Below are 15,459 nucleotides of genomic sequence, written 5' to 3' on the forward strand. Positions count from 1 at the left end.
CAGTTGCTTTACCTCACAGCTGATACCGATCACCTCTGCATGATGAACTGATGTTGCCAAGGTTGACCTCCTGAACAAGGAAACGCTCCTATTCACCCCCGCCGTTCCCGAACCTGGAGCGCTCCGAGCCGTGCTGGCGTTCCCAAGCACATACAGCATTGGGATTACCAGCCTGGGATATCAAGTTATCTGGGCCACCCTCGCTAAACGTGAAGACATCGATGTAAGGCGGTTATTTACCGATCAAGGGGACATCCCCCATCGCACATGTGACCTGTTCGGACTCTCCCTGAGCTGGGAACTGGATGGTCCGGTATTACTGGATCTACTTGAGCAACAACGCATCCCGCTATGGAGTCATCAACGCGGAGAAAACAACCCGATTGTTTTTGGTGGTGGTCCTGTACTCACAGCTAACCCCGAACCCCTAGCTCCATTTTTCGATGTGGTGTTGTTGGGAGACGGGGAAGAACTTTTGCCAGCCTTCATCGATACGCTCCAACAAGTGAAACAGTTGCCACGAACTGATCGCCTGCGAGCGCTCGCAAAGGTTCCAGGTGTCTATGTACCAAGGTTCTATGAACCCATCTACGACGCTGACGACACCCTGCTGACAGTAAAGCCCGTCGAATCCGACTTACCCCCCTCAATCGCGAAGCAAACCTGGCGCGGCAACACCCTCACTCATTCCACAGTGATCACGCCAGATGCTGCCTGGCCAAACATCCATATGGTTGAGGTGGTGCGCAGCTGCCCAGAACTTTGCCGATTCTGTCTTGCCAGCTATCTCACTCTGCCCTTCCGCAGTCCATCCTTAGACGATGGACTCATCCCTGCCATTGAGAAAGGACTCACAGCCACCAAGAGACTTGGACTACTAGGCGCCTCTGTTACCCAACACCCTCAATTTGGTGAGCTACTGCAATGGTTAGACAAAGATCGCTTCAACGACATCCGCCTCAGCGTTAGCTCTGTACGGGCAGCCACAGTAAACTCAGAATTGACCAGGATCCTGAACCGCCGCGGCAGTAAATCACTCACAATTGCCATCGAAAGCGGCAGCGAGCGCATTCGCGCAATAATCAATAAAAAGCTCGCTAAAGAAGAAATTTTTGCGGCTGCCAAATATGCGTTTGAAGGCGGCCTCCGTGGTCTGAAGCTCTACGGCATGGTTGGACTGCCTACCGAAGAAGACTCCGATATAGACGACACGAGCAATCTGTTACTGAATCTCAAAAAAACAACCCCAGGCTTACGCCTCACTCTGGGAGTCAGCACCTTTGTCCCTAAGGCTCATACTCCCTTTCAATGGCACGGGATCAACCGTAAAGCGGAGAAACGACTCAAACAACTAGCAAAACAACTGAAACCAAAAGGCATTGAGGTGCGACCAGAAAGCTTCGGATGGAGCACGATCCAGGCTCTGCTGTCACGCAGTGACCGACGCCTCGCCCCTGTGATTGCATCTGTCCGGGGCTCACACAACAAACTAGGCAGCTGGAAAAAGGCTTACAAAGCAGCACGCGAAGGGGATCTCAGTACAACGACTGAACAAGCCAGACCACTGCCCCGCCCACCAGCCTGGGAAGAAGTGGTGCATGAATCATGGGAGCCATCACGAACACTGCCCTGGACCCATCTAGAAGGGCCCCTCAACCAAAAGCAACTCATCCAACATCATCATCAAGCCCTAAACGAGCATGTTGGAGTGCCTGCTGGGGAAGAATGATGCAACGCAATCCAGCCAAAAGAATCCAGCCGGCAATGTTGAGCCGACTGTCAAAGAAAGGCATATCAGTAGCGTGCATCACCACGAGGATCAAACTTGCCGTCCACCAAGCACGGTCAAAAACCGTGCTACTCAAACCTCGGCTTATCAAGACTCCACCAGTCAACACACCACGTCGCAAGACTGTGATTAAGAGAGCTAACACAGTCCCCACCACTAGCAGAGCCGCAGGCATCCCATGGCTCACAGCAAGTTCAAGAGGAAGGTTATGGGCATGGCCATGCCACTGACCAGTCCGCAGCGGATAGAGCACTGAAAAAGCAGCAGCCCCCCAACCCAGCCAAGGACGAGAATCAATGAACTGCAGAGCCACTCCCCACTGGCTCATACGAGTTGACATCAACTCACGATCCTGGATATAGCGCATGTCATTAAGACGCGCCCAAATACCCTCAGGCACAAACGTGCGTGCCCACTGCTGCAAACCTGAAGGACTGCCTGGTAATGCTGCAAGGGTCACTGGCAACAGCGCTAACACCATCAACGGCAACAACCAGGGCCACCTGGCGGGCCCAAAAACAAAGGGAATCGCCAACATCAACCCTCCCCAAGCATTTCGTGAGTCGGTGAGAACCAATGCAGCCACAACAGCAATAGCGACCCCCAAAGCCACACTGCGTTGAAAACGACTGAGGGCAGGCTGAAGCAGAGCTGCCAAACAGAATGGCCAAACCAAGGCCAACCAGGCTCCAGCAATATTTGCGTAATCAAATAGACCAGATAAACGGCCAGTAGGCTCCCCCCCTGGAGCCATGAACCAGACAATTAAGCCACCGAACAATTGCCATGGCCCCTGCCATCCCCACCAGAGCTGCCCGAGACCGGTAATCACCACAGGCAAAGTGCCAGCGACAAGCCAAAGGGCACAACGTCGTCGGGCTTCATCACTAACTAAATAAGGCTGAAAACCCCAAAAAGCCCAAAAGAAAGGCAACCAATTCCCCAGACCAACCCAAGCACGTCCACCCGAATAGGCCTGAACGCAACCAACCAGCATCAATAGGGCGGCAATCAGCAAAGGCCAATTCCAGGGATCGCGCCAAAACGGTTGCTGTCGCTGATAACTACCAAGCACCAGGGCCGTAAGCAGCAACAGGCCTGCCAACAATGCACTGGAAGGCAACAAAAAAAGCCCCAACTGGAAAACCAACCAACCCATGGAGGTCGCAGCAGCAGGGCGACATCGAGCCATCCAAGCCAACAGCGTCATGCAAAAACAGCGGTTCTACCGCGATAGACCATCACCTGGCGACAAAGATGCAATCTCAAGGCCCTTGCCAAAGCGAGACGTTCTGTATCACGTCCTTTACGAATCAAATCTTCCACCTCATCACGATGGTTTACATGCTCGATGGTCTGCTGAATAATCGGCCCGTCATCCAGATCTTCAGTGACGTAATGGGCGGTAGCACCAATCACTTTCACCCCTCGATCCCAGGCCCTGTGATAGGGCTGTGCCCCCTTAAAAGCCGGCAGGAAAGAATGGTGAATATTAATCACGGTGGGGAAACGCTCTAGAAAAGCACCACTAAGGACCTGCATGTACTTGGCCAACACAACCAGCTCAATCCGATGCTCAGCCAACAAATCCAGCATGGTTTGTTCCGCCTCAGGCTTGCTGGCAGGCGTCATAGGAACACACTCAAAACAAACACCAAACTCCCTGCATAAAGGCTCCAATTGAGAGTGGTTAGCAATCACAAGCGGCACCTGCATCGGCAACTCCCCACTGCGAGTGCGCCAAAGCAGATCCAACAGACAATGACTCTGCTTGCTGGCGAAGATCGCCACCCGAGGGATCTCATCGGAAAAATGCAATTGCGCCTGACCCCCGAGGCGATCTGCCAGAGCATTCACAGCCGGTGCTATCGCCTCTCGAGGCAATCCGAAGCCCTCAATTCCAAATTCGATCCTGCTCAGAAACAGTCCAGCCCCAACATCCGTATGGTGATCAGCATGAAGAATATTGCCTCCATTAACAGCCACCCATCCCGACAACTCACTCACCAAAGCAGGCCGATCTGGACAGATGAGCTGCAGAATCACACGAAGCTTGTAACCGTAAGGATTCCATACAGCACCAAGAGGGGAGCTCACTCAACCTGATTGCAAAAACTCATTCTGTCTTGACGAACGTCAGCACCAAGAACACCTCAAAGTGAGATGCATTGCTCGTCAATATCAAGAATGACTGCTTCCACGGTTGCAATCATTGGCGCCGGTGCGGTTGGCGCTGGCACAGCCTGGTATTTAGCCAAGCATGGCCACCAAGTGATGCTGATTGATCCAAAACTGGATCAACCGATTAAGCGATCAGGGGCCCTACCGGGAACAACTGCTTCGCTAGGGGTACTCATGGGGCATGTTTTCAGGCGCAGCAGTGGACGAGCCTGGCGACTCCGACAACACAGCATGAGCCTCTGGCCAGAGTGGGTTGCAGAACTTAGCAGTCAAGAGCATCAGCTCAAGCTCAACACCCCTCTGATTCAACTTGCGAGTAGCGAAGCAGAAGCCACCCTGATGAAGCAACTCGCAGAACAACGGCAACATCTCGGCCTTGAGCTGATCTCACCAAACTCGAATCCCTGCATCGGACGATCATGGCCAAACACACAACATGGGGGGCTGATCTCTCATCAAGACGGTTATCTAGACCCGCTACTCCTACAAAAATGCCTACGGGCCGCCCTACAAGAGCAAGGCGTACAACAAATCCAAGAGCCAGTCATCTCGCTGGAACGAAATTCATCTGCCGAAGAAAAACAGTGGCGCCTTCAACTTGCGGGAGGAACAAATTTGAACCAAGACGCTGTCGTGATCTGTGCAGCACTGGGCAGCAAAGCCCTGCTGGAATCTCTAGGCCACAGTCTTCCCATGGCCCCTGTGCTTGGACAAGTGCTGGATCTAGAGGTGATCTCAGATCAGCACAATTGGAGCGGCTGGCCTGCAGTACTCGTGAGCCATGGCATCAACTTGATCCCCCACGGAACCAATCAGATCTGGATAGGTGCCACTCTCGAGCCAGGCGTTCAACCAATATCTAGCCACCTCAAGGCCATGCAAAACCTCGCGGGAGATGCCCCGGATTGGCTAGAGAGCGCGACTGTGAAAAACCAATGGCATGGATTGCGCGCTCGACCTGTCGAACGTCCAGCGCCTCTTTTAGAAAAACTAGAGCCCGGGCTAATCGTGGCTACGGGCCATTACCGAAATGGCGTCTTACTGGCCCCAGCCAGCGCTGCATGGGTAAAAGAGCAACTCGCTAACGAGACAAGATCTTGACTTGACTCTTGATCAATTTTTCAATCATCCAACAGCAAGGCATTCGAAGATCACCAGTTTGCTGCGTCAAAGGAATCTCGATGAGCCGATAGACGCACACTTGGATTGCCTTAATTCCTCGAAAAGCCAGTACCCATCTAAATTGATCAAGCCCCTAAAACGCTATTAAAATTACTCAATGCGTAAGAAGCTGATCCTTGATAGATGGTGAGACTCGATGATGTTGAAGAAATAAAGCAAGAAGCGTTAGTTCAGAGTTATCTCTTTGTCTCGGTGCCTGGCATAAAAATGTAACAACAGGCCAACAGGAACTACTGCCAGCAGACAAGCGAAAATGGTTCCAAGGGTTTCCATAAACTTTAGCGAATGGGATTTTCTATCCCGCAAGCTATAACACAGATCACTGCCTATAGACAGTGGATGCAACATTAACACGTTAAAAAGTTCATTAGAAGTTGCCATACAACAGGCTTTACCCACAAGTCATTGACTCAGAGCATTCAGACTTACGGAGCAAACTACTCTAAGAGAAAAACATAAGCAATTTAATCTCATCCTAATTTTTAAGACATTGCTGCCTACATCGATAACAACTCATTATTTAACGAATGAACCCTAAATCCAATCGTGATGAGGTTGCAAATACTAGAATTGAAGTTTCTAATTTCTGCAACTATATTCTCATAATACTTTGAAATATTCACAGCCTCCTCACGATCTAATGCCAAACATAAAATGATGACTCATTTAAGATTCTCTGACAATCCTCGCACATCAAACGATTCGGAATTCGATTAAGGTTAACATTTACTAAAAAGACCTGAGCCTCCTTTGCATCATTAATTCCTAGATCAATAAGCTTTGTTTATTGATCGTTATGAGACAAAAGATGAAATCCCAAAGGTTTTAAGGGAATTTAAAATTCTACGGTATCAAGCATTATCACCTTGCAAAAAGTGTGAGTAGATAGGTGCAAAATAAGAGCAAAGAGTTACTCCACTCTTCAAGCACTGGTCACAAGATTCAAGCACTACCAGGCAATCATGCATATGCTGAAGAACAAGCAGCAAAAAGATTAAATCAAGCAAATCTAGCGGCACATGAGTAGAAATATCCTCAGCATTTCATAGAATTATCCTCTTACTGCCATCAGGCATGTATTTGTCAGAGTATGCATATCTATCATTTTCGTCAAAATAATCGGGTGTCTCAATGTTAATACAGTTAGGCATATTAAGTCAATCAAACAAAAGATCAGTGGGCAGCAGACCTGCAACCTCCAACAAGCTCTTTACGCATAGATCAACTCTTGGATGAAAGCAAAGCCGCTCTCTCAATTGATCATTCAATCCATATGGTCCGATAACAAGGCCCTCAATCAAATCGACTTTTTTACAACTATTGGATTTTCAGTCTCTCCAGAGAATATTTTGTCATGCCAGCCCATCCATAATTAGCATCTGTTGACCAGTGCCAGTCAAGCTACAACGTAAACGAGATCTCCCTATTCTCAAAGGAAGGCTAATGGTTTTAAGCAACACTGCCAAGCATTCGGATTAATTTCAGCAGAGCAGAATCTCTGATCAAAAAAATCCAAGAAATCCCTTATTTCTTGACGCAAACTTGACCAATTAAAGAATAAAAACAGTTAAAAACTATATGGTATTCACATAACCATAGAAAATAAATGTTAGCAAGAAGAACTTAAAGCTTCTTGCTAACTATAGGGACACATGCATATCAGTCTTGATGACATCAGCAATCAAACTATCCCATCACTTCGACTCAGTAAATTCTGCGTCGATCACATCATCACCACTACTGGGATCACCAGCACCAGCCGCGCCAGCATCAGCGCCGGATTCTGCTGCGGCAGCACCCGCCTGCTGATAAACAGAAGCGCCCAAGGTATAAAGCTCCTGCTGCAGTTCCTCCAATAGCGACTTCATCGCATCAAAGTCATCTTTCTCAATGGCAGCCTTAAGCTTGACGCGCTTATCTTCCACCTTTGCCTTTGAATCAGCATCAACCTTGTCAGCCAACTCTCCAAGCTGCTTTTCCGCCTGATAAACAAGAGTCTCAGCCTGGTTCTTAATGTCAATGCGCTCACGCTTTTCTTTATCAGCTGAGGCATTGGTCTCAGCATCCTTAACCATCTTATCAACTTCATTTTCAGAGAGGGTTGAAGCACCAGTAATTGAAATACTTTGCTCCTTACCACTACCCTTATCCTTGGCATTAACACTAAGAATACCGTTAGCATCGATATCAAAGGTCACCTCAATCTGAGGAACACCACGAGGGGCAGGAGGAATTCCATCAAGACGGAATGTTCCCAAGCTCTTATTATCAGAGGCCATCTCACGTTCACCCTGAAGCACGTGAATCTCCACATTGGTTTGTCCATCAACCGCTGTGGAATAGGTTTCCGACTTCTTAGTAGGAACAGTCGTATTACGCGTAATCATCTTGGTCATCACACCACCAAGAGTCTCCACACCCAAGGAGAGAGGTGTGACGTCAAGCAGCAAGATGTCCTTAACTTCACCAGCCAATACCCCGCCCTGTATGGCAGCGCCTACTGCAACAACCTCATCAGGATTGACAGTCTGATTGGGATCTTTACCCGTAACCCTCTTCACAAGTTCCTGAACTGCAGGCATGCGGCTGGAGCCGCCCACCATCACGATTTCGTCAAGTTCACCAGAAGAGAGTTTGGCGTCCTTAAGAGCCTGCTCCACAGGTACGCGACAACGATCAATCAGCTTTGAAGCCAATTCCTCAAATTTGGCACGTGTCAGGGTTAGATCGAGATGCTTAGGCCCCTCAGAGGTAGCAGTAATAAATGGCAGGTTGATCTCACTTTGCGTAGCACTGGAAAGCTCGATCTTGGCTTTCTCTGCCGCCTCAGTGAGGCGCTGAAGAGCCTGCTTATCCTGACGCAGATCAATACCTTCATTGGCCTTAAAAGTTGCAGCCAGATGATCAACAATCACTTTATCGAAATCATCTCCGCCTAGATGAGTGTCACCAGAGGTAGATAGAACCTCAAAAACACCATCACCTACCTCGAGCACAGAAACATCAAAGGTTCCACCACCCAGGTCAAACACCAGAATGCGCTCATTGCTCTTCTTATCAAGGCCATATGCCAACGCAGCCGCGGTTGGCTCGTTAATGATGCGTAGCACCTCTAAGCCAGCTATCTTGCCGGCGTCTTTGGTGGCCTGTCTCTGTGAGTCATTAAAATACGCAGGCACTGTGATCACGGCCTGGGTTACGTTCTCACCGAGATACTTACCAGCGTCCTCAGCTAACTTGCGCAACACCTGAGCACTCACTTCCTCAGGAGAAAACTGCTTATCAAGAACCGGGCACTTCAACCTCACATTAGAGCCAGACTTCTCAACCTCATAGCTCACTTCCTTCGACTCTTCGTTCACCTCATCAACCCGACGACCAACGAAGCGCTTCGCTGAATAAAAGGTGTTATCAGTGTTCATCACCGCTTGGCGCTTGGCGATCTGGCCAACCAACTGATCCTGATTTTTGGTATAAGCGACCACGGAGGGAGTTGTTCTAAACCCTTCAGCGTTAGCAATCACGACGGGCTTGCCACCCTCCATTACAGCGACACAACTGTTCGTGGTTCCAAGGTCAATGCCAACAACCTTTCCCATTCGTGCCGACCTCCTAAAGATCTCTGTCTTGAACAGGTGCATCCTCGGCAGTGAGACCACTTAGAGGCGAGGTGTGGTTCCCGAACAGCTCGCCCGGCAGGCTGGGCATAGAACCGATCAAGCAATGGGAATGATTAGCGGCACAACCTCCCTAATAGGCCTGCTCGGCCAACCAGTGCACCATTCCCTCTCACCGGTGATGCAAAACGCAGCCCTCGCTGCAATGAATCTCGACTGGTGCTACATGGCCATGCCATGCGAAACCAACGATCTGGCCAATGTGCTCTGCGCTCTGCGTTCGATCAACTGCCTTGGACTGAACATCACCATCCCCCACAAACAAGACGTGGCCAAAACCTGTCGAGAGCTCAGCCCATTAGCAAAACGACTTAAAGCCGTCAACACTCTGATCCCTCATGCCGACGGCGGTTGGACAGGCACCAACACAGACGTGGCCGGTTTTATTGCACCCCTTCAAGAAAGCAAGTGCGAGTGGCATGGGCGTCGTGCAGTCGTGCTCGGTTGCGGTGGTAGCGCCCGAGCAGTCGTTGCAGGTCTGCAAGATTTAAAATTGGCTCAAATCATGGTGGTTGGCCGCCGATCTGATGCGCTGAAGAGATTTCTCGATGATCTCCAGCCCAACCCAGCCAGCTCCGAATCTGATTGCCAAGTGCTCTTGCAAGGGATTCTCCAACAGGACCCTGCTCTGATTGAACAGCTAACCAAAGCCGATCTGGTGGTCAACACCACACCAGTAGGCATGTCCCAAAACCGTGCGGAAACATCAACTCCTAGAGCGCCAATGCCCCTGGGGAAGAAGATTTGGCAAAACTTAAGCCCAAAGACAACTCTCTATGACCTGATTTACACACCAAAACCAACCGCCTGGCTGACCTTAGGAACTGAACATGGCTGCCATTGCATAGATGGCCTCGAAATGCTTGTTCAACAAGGCGCTGCCTCTCTAAGGCTCTGGAGCGGCAACAACCAGGTGCCTGTCGAAGAGATGAGAAAAGCTGCTCTGAACTGGCTCACGGTTTAGCGTCATAGCAGTGATCTGACCCCCATGCTGATCCCTATCTGGCAACGGTTGCTGGGAGTGCTGATTTACATGCTCCCTTGGAGCGACACCATTCCATTTGGGCGAAGTTTATTTGTGCAATTTCCATTGCTTGAATTGCTTGCACTTCCAGCCCTACCTTTAATAATCCTGGAACAAGGGATCCCGTTCGGAAGTCTTCTAATATTTTTCTTGCTATTTCTTGCCGTTGTAAGGAACCCTAAAGTTCCCTATTTTCTTCGCTTCAACACACTGCAAGCACTACTCGTAGATATTGTTGTCGTACTGCTGGGCTATGCCTTCCAAATCCTTCTACAACCTCTTAGTGGTGCTTTCATGCTGCGAACGCTAACCAGCACTGTGCTCGTGGCAATGCTTGCCATCGTGATTTTCGCCCTCATCGAATGCCTAAGAGGACGTGAACCAGACCTGCCAGGTATCAGCCAAGCCGTTCGCATGCAACTCTCCTAAACACTGACCACAAAGAGATAGGCTGGTCGTTCCGTCGCTCACTGCTGTGAGCCTTTAAGTCCCTGTCGGAACACCTGATGAGTCAACAACCTTATTACGAAACCATGTACATCCTCCGGCCGGACATCCCGGAAGAGGAAGTAGAAACCCATGTCACCAAGTACCGCGAGATGGTGACTGAAGCTGGGGCAGAGGTCCTCGACAATCAAATGCGTGGCAAGCGTCGCCTGGCCTATCCAATCTCAAATCACAAGGAAGGCATCTATGTGCAGCTAAGCCACAACGGCAATGGACAACAAGTGGCCGTGCTGGAAAAAGCCATGCGTCTCAGTGAAGACGTAATTCGCTACCTAACTGTGAAGCAAGAAGGCCCTCTACCCGCGCCCAGAATCGTCCCTGGGAGTGAGCCTGAACCAGTACAACAGCAGGAAGCCGCAGCAGTAGAAGCCTGATCAACACCATTGTTGAAAAAGCTGCTTGGCGTTAGCTTTCTGCCATGCGCACTGCCCATCAGGACCATCAGACCCCTCTTCCAATTTGGAAGAAACAGGAAACACAACAAGAAAATAAAACAATAACCAGACGTGATGCCATCCAAAAATGGCGGCAATCAACAGGCAAGTTGCTGCTAACCAAGGCTGAGATCAGATCTAACTACAAAGAAAATCCTTATGACCAACAAGATCTACTTAAAAGTCAAATCAAAGACCTTAAGGAGCAAGTCCAGGAATACGAAGCACTCCTAAAAGAACTACCTGACATTTTCGAACGAAAATTTCAACAACGACTCATCCCCCTACTAGAGCGCTATCGCCTAATCACGCATACTCAAAACGCTGCTATTCAAACTGAGTCAATCATGCTTGAGGAGCCTCACCCATTAAAAGTACCTTCCCTGCTTCGCTCAAGATGGCTTGGAGGCAGAGGACAATCTCCACAATAAAACTAATCAAAAGATCACAACTTAACCTCGCCGAGCTGCTGCCCAAAGGCGACTTGGAAGTCCCCAGATGTAGATAAATCCTTCAGCAGCCCTGTGGTCAAAGTTGTCCTCGCTGCCATAGGTTGCCATCTCAGATATATACAAGCTGTTGGTGTCAGAGCTCCGGCCAATCACCATGGCATTGCCTTTTTGGAGACGAATCCGCACCAAGCCATTCACATAAGTCTGAGTGCGATCCATGAATCCATCCAGAGCATCCTTCAAAGGGGAAAACCAAAGACCCTGATAGACCAGCTCAGCCCATTGCATCTCCAATTGACGCTTCATGCGCAACACATCCGCAGCAAGTGTCAAACTCTCCAATTCCTGATGAGCACGAATCAATAAAAGTAACCCTGGAGTTTCATAAATCTCCCGACTCTTGATACCAACGACCCGATTCTCAATGATGTCAAGGCGACCGAAACCATGCCGTCCAGCAAGACGATTCGCCTCCTTGATCAAACCCACCGAATCAAGTCGCACCCCATCAATAGCCACAGGATTACCAGCTTCAAAACTGATCTCAATGTCCTGAGCCTGAGAAGGTGCAGCGTCAATCGAGGAGGTCATGGCAAAGACCTCCTCGGGCGGAGCCACCATCAGATCTTCAAGAGGACCGGCTTCAATACTCCGACCCAACAGATTCAGATCAATCGAATAAGGCGATTTCTTACTCACGGGGGCAGGGATCCCACAGCGTTCGCCATAGGCGATCGCCTCCTCTCTGCTCATGCTCCATTCCCGAGCGGGAGTTAGCACCTTGAGATCAGGTGCTAGTGCTGCAATGGCTAAATCAAAACGCACCTGATCGTTGCCTTTACCCGTACAGCCATGAGCCACCGCATCGGCCCCGACCTCCCTGGCAACCTCTACCAACTGACGAGCAATCAGGGGGCGAGCTAAAGCCGTAGACAGTGGATAACGACCTTCGTAAAGAGCATTGGCACGAATCGCCGGCAAAGCAAACTGTTCTACAAAAGGCTCTATCAAATCTCCCACCAGAGACTGACTAGCACCAGCATCAAGAGCCTTAAGGCGGATGGGATCAAGCTCATCGCCCTGACCTAAATCGGCAGCAAAGGTGATCACCTCCTCTACCCCCCATTCATGCTTGAGGTATGGGATGCAAACGCTGGTATCAACACCACCGGAATAAGCAAGCACTACCTTCTTCGCACGCCCCATCAACTGGACTCCGAATCACAATTCAAAGATTCTCCCTTCCCGTTGACCAAAGACCCGGAATCAGCCGAAGAAAATCCCACCCGCATGACCCAAATACCGAGGCCAACCGCAGGAGCAAAAAGCAACAACGCCACCAGGAGGGGCCGAATTACAAAAGGCTCAGGATGCAACAGACCCCAAAACCGCAAGCCAAGGCTGAGTAGTAAGGCCAAGCCCCAGGCAAGAACCATCAAGATCAGCTTGGAAGAAAAAAACACCTGATCAAAGGAAGTCAATGAACTATGTTGGCTGATTGGTTTATGTCCTCACAAATGAGCGCCCTCGATACGATCAACCTGAGCGCACTCGACGGCATCAACCCTGCTCTTACGCGCTATAGAAGAACAGAACCTGCCCCAGTTTTGCCCCTACGCGAAGAGCCAGACCTTCTGAGTTGGCTCGAAGGAAGTGGAAGGCTAGTCGCCGATGAAGAATCCACCTCACCAGAGGTCAGCACAGTAGAGGAAGAGGAGCTTTCGGCCTTGATGGGAGAAAAAGAAGATTACAAAGCCGACGACGAGCAAACAGAAGAAAACTGGGAAGAATAGCCATTTTCTCAAACCGAAGAAGCCTGCTCACTTCATTACGCACCGCCAATCAAGCCCTGACGTGAGCAACTCTCCGAAGCCATTGACTGATACGGATACACAAAGGTGGTGGACTAAAGGGACAACGTCCGCAAGCTTGCTCGGGATCGTTATCTTTGCTGCAAGCTTCACATCGGACCGCTTCATAGCCAACAGTCTGCTCAGCTTGCCGTTGATGATTTCAACACTGATTTCAGTGCTGATCGCAAGCTGGGGCATCCCAAAGTTAAGGGCCCTAAAGATGGGGCAAGTGATTCGAGAAGACGGACCACAGACTCATCAGCGCAAATCTGGCACACCAACCATGGGTGGGCTGTTAGTCGTGCCAGTGGGGCTCATCATCGGAAGTTTCGTCAGTGTGAATGGCGAAAGCAGCGAGCAACTACTAGCTCTGTCATGCATCACCCTGGCTTACATGGTGATCGGTGGCTTCGACGACTGGCGCAGTCTCACGCGCGGAACCAACACTGGTCTTACCCCTCGGGGAAAACTTCTACTTCAAACCGCAGCCGGCCTGATCTTTCTCGCTTGGGCGGGCTGGCAACACTGGATCGACTCCAGCATCGCCCTGCCCCTTGGCATGTCCATCCAGATGGGATTCATGATCTGGCCACTAGCACTGTTCGTGTTCGTAGCGGAAAGCAACGCCACCAATCTCACCGACGGACTCGATGGGCTAGCCAGTGGCTGCGGGGCGCTTGTCTTCACTGGACTAGCCGTGCAACTGATGCTCAGAGGTAATGATGGCAATCCTGTACTAGCAGGCTTCTGCATAGCAATGGCAGGGGCCTGGCTCGGTTTCCTGATGCACAACCGCAACCCAGCCCAAGTATTCATGGGCGACACGGGCTCACTAGCAATGGGGGCCGCCTTGAGTGGAGTCGCAATCCTCTCCAACAGCCTCTGGCCGCTATTGATCATGGGTGGTGTGTTCTTGGCTGAATCCCTTTCTGTGATTATTCAGGTATGGGTTTTCAAAGCCACCAAAGGACCTGACGGAGTTGGACGACGCGTATTCCGCATGGCCCCGCTTCACCACCACTATGAACTCGGAGGTACCGACGAGCAAATGGTGGTGCGAAGATTTTGGTTGAGCACTGGAGGCTTAGTTCTGCTGGGTCTGCTATTACGCCCCACTGCATAAGTGCTGGCATGAGTTACTTCTATAAGAAATAAAGATGCACTTTTAAACTCACTTCTTGCAAGCAACTCGTATCAGTTCCAGAATATCAATACCGAAATGAAGCTCATGAAACTACAGGGCTGGAATATCACTACTTGGGTCGCTGGCATGATCCTTCTGATGCTTACCATCTTTTTCGTTTTAAGCGGATGGAGTGCCGAAACGATCAAAGCAGGAATTGATTACACCGGTAGAAGCTCTCTATTTCTCTTCTCCATTGCCTTTACCGCATCGAGTGTCTATTCCCTCTGGAAAACACCTTTTACAACCTGGACTCTTCGCAACAGGCGCTACATCGGACTGAGCTTTGCAGCCTCACACTTCATTCACCTCAGCCTGATTGTGTTGATCTCGTTTCTCTTCCCAGAACCTTTTCTCGAAGATCAATCAATGGGCCAGTGGATTTTCGGTGGTCTTGGTTATATTTTTGTTTTCCTGATGGCCTTAACTTCCACTGATCGAGCCCAGCAATGGATGGGTATGAAACATTGGAAGAGACTTCATTTGATTGGCAGCCACTGGCTTTGGACCGTCTTTCTGCTCACCTACGTTGAACACACTCGTGAAGACCCAAAGTTCTACATCCCGTTCCTGGTGTACACATTGGCCTTGCTTCCTTTGAGACTTATCAAGCACACACCCACGAAGGCAGCTCATGGTGCAGCACCCTGAAATCACTAAACTCCAAGTCTTATCAAGCAAAGTGAGCGTTTTAGTGGTGCAAACAAAGCCAATCGGGGCAAAGGCCAGAAACTCTCAATTGTGTCGTACTTATTAAGAACAGCCTCTCTCCGTCGGGCAGTTTTGTCCGCCGATAATGGTTGAACTGTTAACACAGAGCAACTGCCAACGAGAAAGATCCATACCAACCCAATAGCAAATGTGGTCTATGGAACCTCGAAGCTTCACACACCCAGTCGTTATCACCATCAATCTGGTGTATTAAAAAATGAGTTACTTCACTTGGAAAGAGGCTGGTCTCACAAGCGACTGCGCAAGCCTTGAAGCCATGGCTTCCCGTTTCGAAGAGGCTGCAAGTCTAATGCGACGCATGGCCCGAGAAGGCTTTCGGCTGGAACAGAACATGAAAAAACAACGCATCACTCATCCTGATCCCGGTGTATTCGAAGCCTGGGGGTTCATCAGCGAAGAACCAGCCTTTCGACAGCTCACGCTGATCCCTGATCTCAAAGTGTAA

15 protein-coding genes are annotated in these 15,459 nt (G+C 50.0%); 10 read left to right on the plus strand and 5 right to left on the minus strand.

All coding sequences use genetic code 11. From position 1 onward, the window contains the following. Nucleotides 1-130: 130 nt before the first annotated feature. Nucleotides 131-1,729 carry a B12-binding domain-containing radical SAM protein gene (locus tag SIB79_RS11660; RefSeq protein WP_063404397.1) on the plus strand — a complete coding sequence of 533 codons (1,599 nt, stop codon included), beginning with the start codon at nucleotides 131-133 and terminating at the stop codon, nucleotides 1,727-1,729. Here the strand turns inward: SIB79_RS11660 and SIB79_RS11665 are convergent. Both SIB79_RS11665 and purU read right to left on the minus strand, forming a co-directional pair. Then, on the minus strand, nucleotides 1,668-2,981 hold the full coding sequence (locus SIB79_RS11665) for an O-antigen ligase family protein (RefSeq protein WP_063405320.1): 1,314 nt from the start codon (nucleotides 2,979-2,981) through the stop codon (nucleotides 1,668-1,670). The two genes, SIB79_RS11660 and SIB79_RS11665, sit on opposite strands and share 62 nt — an antisense overlap. Before the next feature lie 14 nt (nucleotides 2,982-2,995). Next, complete coding sequence (purU, locus tag SIB79_RS11670; RefSeq protein WP_236072692.1) at nucleotides 2,996-3,886, minus strand: formyltetrahydrofolate deformylase; 891 nt, start codon at nucleotides 3,884-3,886, stop codon at nucleotides 2,996-2,998. Between the two features lie 66 nt (nucleotides 3,887-3,952). Here purU and SIB79_RS11675 point away from each other — a divergent pair, with 66 nt between their 5' ends. Further along, the gene (locus SIB79_RS11675; protein WP_063404395.1) at nucleotides 3,953-5,071 is read left to right on the plus strand and encodes an NAD(P)/FAD-dependent oxidoreductase; all 1,119 of its coding nucleotides are present in this window, start codon (nucleotides 3,953-3,955) and stop codon (nucleotides 5,069-5,071) included. Between the two features lie 1,775 nt (nucleotides 5,072-6,846). Here SIB79_RS11675 and dnaK read toward each other — a convergent pair. Continuing rightward, nucleotides 6,847-8,751, minus strand: coding sequence for a molecular chaperone DnaK (gene dnaK, locus SIB79_RS11680; protein ID WP_063404393.1), 1,905 nt, complete (start codon nucleotides 8,749-8,751; stop codon nucleotides 6,847-6,849). 130 nt (nucleotides 8,752-8,881) lie between these two features. On the opposite strand from dnaK, the gene SIB79_RS11685 reads away from it, so the two are divergent. The 4 genes from SIB79_RS11685 to SIB79_RS11700 all read left to right on the plus strand — a co-directional run bounded on the left by SIB79_RS11685 (nucleotide 8,882) and on the right by SIB79_RS11700 (nucleotide 11,225). After that, nucleotides 8,882-9,793 (plus strand): shikimate dehydrogenase, encoded by a 912-nt coding sequence (locus SIB79_RS11685; RefSeq protein ID WP_063405316.1) that lies wholly within the window; start codon nucleotides 8,882-8,884, stop codon nucleotides 9,791-9,793. 24 nt (nucleotides 9,794-9,817) lie between these two features. Beyond that, nucleotides 9,818-10,282, plus strand: a complete 465-nt coding sequence (locus tag SIB79_RS11690; RefSeq protein WP_011131622.1) for a Tic20 family protein — start codon at nucleotides 9,818-9,820, stop codon at nucleotides 10,280-10,282. Between the two features lie 77 nt (nucleotides 10,283-10,359). Further along, the gene (rpsF, locus tag SIB79_RS11695) at nucleotides 10,360-10,734 is read left to right on the plus strand and encodes a 30S ribosomal protein S6 (protein WP_011131623.1); all 375 of its coding nucleotides are present in this window, start codon (nucleotides 10,360-10,362) and stop codon (nucleotides 10,732-10,734) included. Nucleotides 10,735-10,778: 44 nt separating this feature from the next. Next, on the plus strand, nucleotides 10,779-11,225 hold the full coding sequence (locus tag SIB79_RS11700) for a hypothetical protein (RefSeq protein WP_063404391.1): 447 nt from the start codon (nucleotides 10,779-10,781) through the stop codon (nucleotides 11,223-11,225). A gap of 21 nt (nucleotides 11,226-11,246) precedes the next feature. Here the strand turns inward: SIB79_RS11700 and SIB79_RS11705 are convergent, their stop codons facing one another. Both SIB79_RS11705 and SIB79_RS11710 read right to left on the minus strand, forming a co-directional pair. After that, nucleotides 11,247-12,452 (minus strand): argininosuccinate synthase, encoded by a 1,206-nt coding sequence (locus tag SIB79_RS11705; RefSeq protein WP_011131625.1) that lies wholly within the window; start codon nucleotides 12,450-12,452, stop codon nucleotides 11,247-11,249. Beyond that, nucleotides 12,452-12,682 carry a hypothetical protein gene (locus tag SIB79_RS11710; protein WP_413681108.1) on the minus strand — a complete coding sequence of 77 codons (231 nt, stop codon included), beginning with the start codon at nucleotides 12,680-12,682 and terminating at the stop codon, nucleotides 12,452-12,454. The genes SIB79_RS11705 and SIB79_RS11710 overlap by 1 nt, the downstream gene beginning before the upstream one ends. Before the next feature lie 81 nt (nucleotides 12,683-12,763). Between SIB79_RS11710 and SIB79_RS11715 the strand changes: the two genes are divergently transcribed. From SIB79_RS11715 to SIB79_RS11730, 4 genes are all read left to right on the plus strand, one after another. Next, nucleotides 12,764-13,039 (plus strand): DUF3134 domain-containing protein, encoded by a 276-nt coding sequence (locus SIB79_RS11715; protein ID WP_063405314.1) that lies wholly within the window; start codon nucleotides 12,764-12,766, stop codon nucleotides 13,037-13,039. 61 nt (nucleotides 13,040-13,100) lie between these two features. Continuing rightward, nucleotides 13,101-14,222: a phospho-N-acetylmuramoyl-pentapeptide-transferase gene (mraY, locus tag SIB79_RS11720; protein ID WP_063404387.1), complete on the plus strand. Its 1,122-nt coding sequence runs from the start codon at nucleotides 13,101-13,103 to the stop codon at nucleotides 14,220-14,222. Nucleotides 14,223-14,327: 105 nt separating this feature from the next. Next, entirely contained in the window at nucleotides 14,328-14,933 is a 606-nt protein-coding gene (locus SIB79_RS11725) for a hypothetical protein (protein WP_328585527.1), read from the plus strand. A gap of 277 nt (nucleotides 14,934-15,210) precedes the next feature. Further along, a complete protein-coding gene (locus tag SIB79_RS11730) occupies nucleotides 15,211-15,459 on the plus strand; it encodes a hypothetical protein (protein WP_063404383.1) in 249 nt (82 codons plus the stop codon).

Origin of the sequence: Prochlorococcus sp. MIT 1342, assembly GCF_047304495.1 — a bacterium.
GTDB lineage: Bacteria > Cyanobacteriota > Cyanobacteriia > PCC-6307 > Cyanobiaceae > Prochlorococcus > Prochlorococcus marinus_D.